The 4,859-nt window shown below is 70.0% G+C and carries 3 protein-coding genes; 2 read left to right on the top strand and 1 reads right to left on the bottom strand.

Annotated features, from left to right (window positions below; genetic code table 11):
* The coding region (locus G6017_RS14575) for a zinc-dependent metalloprotease (protein ID WP_182618001.1) at nt 1-1,139 on the bottom strand (1,139 nt) is incomplete at its 3' end.
* Between the two features lie 80 nt (nt 1,140-1,219).
* Here G6017_RS14575 and G6017_RS14570 point away from each other — a divergent pair.
* Nucleotides 1,220-2,278 carry a PDZ domain-containing protein gene (locus G6017_RS14570; RefSeq protein ID WP_182617999.1) on the top strand — a complete coding sequence of 353 codons (1,059 nt, stop codon included), beginning with the start codon at nt 1,220-1,222 and terminating at the stop codon, nt 2,276-2,278.
* 66 nt (nt 2,279-2,344) lie between these two features.
* Nucleotides 2,345-4,859: UPF0182 family protein (locus G6017_RS14565; protein ID WP_347238022.1), on the top strand; the 2,515-nt coding region annotated here is incomplete at its 3' end.

The following is a 4,859-nucleotide window of genomic DNA, read 5'->3' as shown; positions in this document are numbered from 1 at the left end:
CGCCACAGCTCCGAGGCCTCGCGCGCCTTCCGCGGGCGCAGTTCGAGACCGACGAGACCGGCGAAGGCCTGCTCGGCCGCGCCACCGGTGGCCCGGCGTCGCAGCCACATCTCGCGCAGCTTGTCCGCGCTGGGCAGTCGGTCACCGACCGCGGCGGTGACGACAGCGTCGACCCAGCCCTCGACCAGGGCGAGCAGCGTCTCGAGGCGGCCGAGCGCGGCCTCGTTGACATTCGTCACCTTGGGGCCGATGGCGCCCGCGCCGCCGGACAGCAGTTCCTGGAGCTTGGTGGGGTCCTGGAGGATGGACGGGTCGAGACCCGAGGCCAGGTCGTCGAGCCCCGAGGTGTCGACCCGGATCCCGCGGGCGTACTCCTCGACGGTGGCCAGCACCCGAGCCCGCAGCCAGGGCGCTCCGGCGAACAACCGGATGTGCGCGGCCTCGCGCGCGGCGAGGAACACCACGACCTCCTGGCGGGGCAGCTCGAGCTCCTCGGCGAACGCGTCGATCGCGGTCGGGCACAGGGCGGCCACGCCGTCGTCCCCGAACGGGAGCCCCACCTCGGAGGAGAACAGCACGGCGGGGGCGAGCTTGCCCAGTCCCTGGCCGAGCTGCATCCCGAAGCCCATGCCGCCCATCTGGTCGAGCATTCCCAGGAGCGGGCCGGCGAGCTGGCGCGCCTCCTCGGGCATCGCCCCCTTGGTGGCCGAGTTCATCTGCTCGGCGACCGGGGTGCAGATCTTCTCCCATGTGGGGAGGGACTGTTCGACCCACTGCTGGGGGGTCCACACCTCGGTCCGGTGTACGCCGGAGGGGAACACCGTGGTCTCGTCCAGCCACAGCTCGGCCAGCCGGACGGACTCCTGCGCGGCGGTGCCGGAGGCCTCGCTCACGACCGGGGTACGGCCGAGGGCCTGCAGTGCCACGGTGCGGGCGAGCTGGTAGTTCACCGGGCCGGAGGCGCCGGGCCCGGTCATCGCCGACCCCATGGAGCCGAGCATCTGCCCGAACTGGGAGAGCATCTGGCCGAACTGACCGAACTGGGAGGGGTCGAAACCGCCGGGGCCGCCCGGGTCGCGGCCCCGGTCGTCGTCGCGACCGTCGTCATCGGAAGCGGAGAAACCGAAGGGCTGGTTCATGCCACAACGGTACAGCCCGACGGGTGCGCAGGTCCGGGCGCGACGTCACGGTTCCGCCCGCGCGGACTACCCTTGCCCCCGTGAGTCGCCGACTGCTGACCCTCCTCGCCGCTCTGGTCCCGGCGGTGCTGCTGCTCGTCCTGTCCACGTCGGCGACCGTGCCGCTCGTGGCCATGGGCCCCGGGCCCACCTACGACACCCTCGGGGAGGTCGAGGTCGAGCGTGGCGACGGGGTGGAGACGGTCCCCGTCGTCGAGGTCAGCGGGCGTGAGGCGGACGAGACCTCCGGAGCACTACGGATGACGACGGTCGCGGTCCGCGACAACCTGACCCTGCTCGACGCCATGAGGTTCTGGCTGGATCCGGTGCAGATGGTGGTCCCCCGCGACCAGGTCTTCCCCCCGGAACGGTCGAGGGACGAGGTCCGCGAGTCCAACGCCGCGGAGATGGTGGGGTCGGAGAACTCGGCCGAGGCCGCCGCCTACGGGTACCTGGGGATCCCGATGCAGCCCCGGGTCGAGGCCGTCGACCCGGAGGGCGCGGCGGCCGACCTCCTCCGTGAGGGCGACATCCTGACCTCGATCGCCGGGGAGCGGGTCTCGGATTCGACAGCGGTGGTCGAGCAGGTCAGCGCCCACCGTCCGGGCGACGAGGTCCGGATCGGGTTCACCAGGGACGGGCGCGAGGAGACGACGACGACGACGTTGCAGCCCGCCGGACCGGACGGCGATCCCGACCAGGGCCGCCTGGGCATCCTCGTCGGCGACACACCGGCCGACGGGACGGACGTCGAGATCAACATCGACCCGAACGTCGGCGGCCCCTCGGCGGGGCTGGTCCTGGCGGTCGCGATCGTGGACAAGCTGTCCCCGGGCGAGTTGACCGGCGGGGCCGAGGTCGCCGGATCGGGCACGATCCGGGTCGACGGAACCGTCGGGCCGATCGGGGGGATCACGCACAAGATCCGTGCCGCCCGGGATGCGGGGGCGACCGAGTTCCTCGTCCCCGCCGGAAACTGTGCGGAAGCCGTGCAGGACCCACCGGGTGGCATCCGCCTGATCGAGGTGGACACCCTCCGGGGCGCGCTGGAGGCGCTGGAGGAGGCCGTTTCCGGGGGAGAGCCACCGACCTGCGGGTGAGGCGACGCTTTTCCGTAAGGTGGGTTCCACGAGCATGTCCGCCCCAGCAGTCCAGGAGCTTCCCCGGTGTCCGTCCGCCCACCCGGTAATCCCGGTCGGCCGATCGCGATCTCACGTCGCGGCCGAGCCGTCGCCATCTCCATCGTCATCCTCATCGTCCTGATCCAGGTACTGCCGAGGATCAACTCCACCTACACCAACTGGCTGTGGTTCGGCTCGGTCGACGCCACCAGTGTGATGAGGACCGAGCTGCTCACGCGGATCGGTCTGTTCGTCGTGGTCGCCCTCCTGGTGGGACTCGCGATCGCCGCGGGGATCCTGCTGGCCTTCCGGTACCGGCCGGTGTTCCTGGCACAGCCGGGGATGCCCGATGCGTTGGCGAGGTACCGGGCGGCTCTCGGCGACTCGCCGGCCAAGACGGTGCTGTGGGTCCCTGTCGCGATCGGCCTCCTCGCCGGTTCGGTGGCGCAGTCGGGCTGGCAGTCGGTCCTGGCGTTCTTCAACTCCACGCCGTTCGGTCAGACGGATGCGCAGTTCGGGCTCGACATCTCCTTCTATGCCTTCGAGCTGCCGCTGTGGCGGTCGATCGTCACCTGGCTCATGGTGGCCGTGGTCCTGGCCTTCCTCGCCAATCTCGTCACGCACTACCTGTTCGGTGGGCTCCGTCCCGGAGCGCGTGAGGGTGCGCTGACCCGCGCCGCGCGGATCCAGCTGGTCAGCCTCGCCGGACTGTTCATCCTGCTCAAGGCGGCCGCCTACTGGCTCGACCGCTACGAGCTGCTGTTCCGGGAGAACGCGACGTTCACCGGTGCCGGACACACCGATGTCAACGCGCTGATCCCGGCCAAGATCTTCATGTTCTCCGTGGCCATCGTCTGCGCGATCGCCTTCTTCTCCGCGATCGTGATCAGGGACCTGCGCATCCCCGCGCTCGCCACCGTGCTCCTGCTGTTCTCCGCGCTCGTGGTGGGCTCGGCCTGGCCGCTCGCCGTGGAGCAGTTCTCCGTCAACCCCAACCGCGCCGAGAAGGAACGGGAGTACATCGCCCGCAACATCGAGGCCACGCGGGCCGCGTACGACATCGGGGACGACCGCGTCACCTACATAGAGAACTGGGGCTCGGCCGACCCGAACCCGCGGGAGGCGGGCTCGGACGTCACGACGCTGTCCAACGTCCGCGTGCTCGACCCCAACGTCCTCTCGCCCACGTTCACCCAGCTGCACCAGCTGCGGAACTTCTACGGCTTCCCCGAGACGCTCGGCATCGACAGGTACACGATCGACGGTGAGATGCGGGACTTCCTCGTGGCCGCCCGTGAGCTCAACCCGGAGTCCCTGCAGGCCAACCAGCGGGACTGGATCAACCGGCACACCGTCTACACCCACGGCAACGGATTCGTCTCCGCGCCCGCCAACCGTGTCAACGAGATCGCGGACGACGCCGGCTCGGATCGCGGCGGACTGCCGAACTTCCAAGTCTCCGACCTCGAGGCCATCGCCAGTGGTCAGGAGATGGTGATCCCGGTGACCCAGCCGCGGACCTACTTCGGTCCGCTGATCGCCCAGTCCGACCCCGACTACGCCATCGTCGGCGACAACGGCGAGGGCCCGCGCGAGTACGACACGGACACCCAGCAGTACACCTACACCGGCGAGGGCGGGGTCCCGATCGGCGGCTGGATCAACCGCACGGCCTACGCGCTGAGGTTCGCCGAGCGCAACATCCTGCTGTCCAGCCTGATCGGCGACGACTCCAAGATCATCTACGACCGCGACCCCCGCGACCGTGTCCAGAAGGTCGCCCCGTGGCTGACCACCGACACCAATACGTACCCGGCCGTGATCGACGGACGGATCAAGTGGATCGTCGACGGGTACACCACGCTCAAGACCTATCCGTACGCCGAGCTGAGTTCGCTGGAGGCGATGACGGCGGACTCGACCAACGAGGCCGGCGGCCGGGTGCTGCCGGACGAGGAGGTCTCGTACATCCGCAACTCGGTCAAGGCCACGGTCGACGCCTACGACGGCACGGTGGACCTCTACGCGTTCGACGAGTCGGATCCGGTGCTGCAGACCTGGATGAAGGCCCTGCCCGGCATCGTGCAGCCGCGGGACGCGATCTCGGAGGAGCTCGAGGAGCACCTGCGCTACCCGGAGGACCTGTTCAAGGTCCAGCGTGAGCTGCTGGCCAAGTACCAGGTCGACGACCCGGGCCAGTTCTTCACCAACGACGCCTTCTGGTCGGTGCCCTCCGATCCCACCGTGACCTCGTCGATCCAGAACCCGACCCCGCCCGCGGGCGGGCCGGCCGGCGGGCCGGCGGGTGCGCAGGCCGCCAACCGAGGCCCGGTGGAGGGCCCCAGTCAGCCGCCGTACTACGTGGTGGTCTCCGACCCGACCGATCCCGAGTCGGACGAACCGTCGTTCCAGCTGATCTCCGCGTTCCGCGGGTACGAGCGCGAGTTCCTCGCGGCGCACATGTCGGCGAGCTCGGACCCGGACACCTACGGCGACATCACGGTTCGCGTGCAGCGCCCCACCGAGCCCCTCGCACAGGGACCCAACCAGGCGCAGGACA

The sequence above is a fragment of the Dietzia sp. B44 genome (genome assembly GCF_014145245.1).
GTDB classification, from domain to species: Bacteria; Actinomycetota; Actinomycetes; order Mycobacteriales; family Mycobacteriaceae; genus Dietzia; species Dietzia natronolimnaea.
This window is presented reverse-complemented; position numbering and strand designations above follow the sequence as displayed.